Consider the following 993-nt stretch of genomic DNA (forward strand, 5'->3'; position numbering starts at 1 on the left):
AGTAAAACTGCTGGGAAGCAGACGACGGGTATTTGCCGGCACATTTCATCTGTCCTTTCCTGATCATGTGCATTACCTCGATGCCGCCGAGAATGACCCTCGCACGGTGGAAGTTCTTGAATCCCTGCATCGGCCGGGTCCGGCGTTTGATAGCCCGATGGTCCTGTTCGACAATGTTGTTCAGGTACTTGATCTGACGGACCTTGATCGGCGTCTCGCGATCGGCATTCACCGCATCCAGTGCGGCCAGATTGGAGCCGCTTTTGTCGATGGTCACGGTCTCTGGCGTACCATTATGGGCGATCGCCTTTTCAAGGAACCGCCGGGCAGCGACCTTGTCCCGCCTGGCCCTGAGCAGGAATTCGACCGTGTCGCCCGCCTTGTCCACTGCCCGGTAAAGATATTTCCACTCGCCTTTGATCTTGATATAGCTCTCGTCCATTCGCCAGCTTTTCCCAACCGGACGCTTGTGCTTGCGGAAGCGCCTTTCGAAGAGCGGCAGCAGCTTGATCACCCAGCGGTACACCGTCGAATGATCCACCGCGATACCACGCTCGCCCATCATTTCCGCAAGATTGCGCAAACTCAGCGAATAGGCCACGTACCATCGCACGCACAGCAAAATCACTTCAAGCGGGTAGTGAAGGCGCTTCAGGACCTTGGCCAGGTCCGGCGCGAGTGTGGTTCGCGGTGTCTTCGCCTTCTTCATCGCACAGCTCAAAAATTCGCTACCCAATTTTAACGTGGGCCTTACTGCAACAGAACCATCCGATATGTTTGATCCTATCGCACATAGAACTTCGGGAAATGGCATGCGCGACAAGTACAGGCATCGAGCGGCGTTCGTTTCCATGTCAAACGAGGATGACCTTCCATCGTCCTGTCCCAATGCGCCGCGCGTCGATCCCCTCCGATCAACATTCCACTTGATTCCGCGGACAATTCGTCATGACTCGATTTCGAATCATACTAACAAACATTCATGATGTTCTA

General features: G+C 54.6%; 1 protein-coding gene. It reads right to left on the reverse strand.

The window, feature by feature from the left end; translation table 11 throughout:
* The coding region (locus GCT19_RS42200) for an IS6 family transposase (protein WP_152855105.1) at nucleotides 1-709 on the reverse strand (709 nt) is incomplete at its 3' end.
* Nucleotides 710-993: the final 284 nt, after the last annotated feature.

The organism is Paraburkholderia atlantica (assembly GCF_009362785.1).
GTDB classification, from domain to species: Bacteria; Pseudomonadota; Gammaproteobacteria; order Burkholderiales; family Burkholderiaceae; genus Paraburkholderia; species Paraburkholderia atlantica.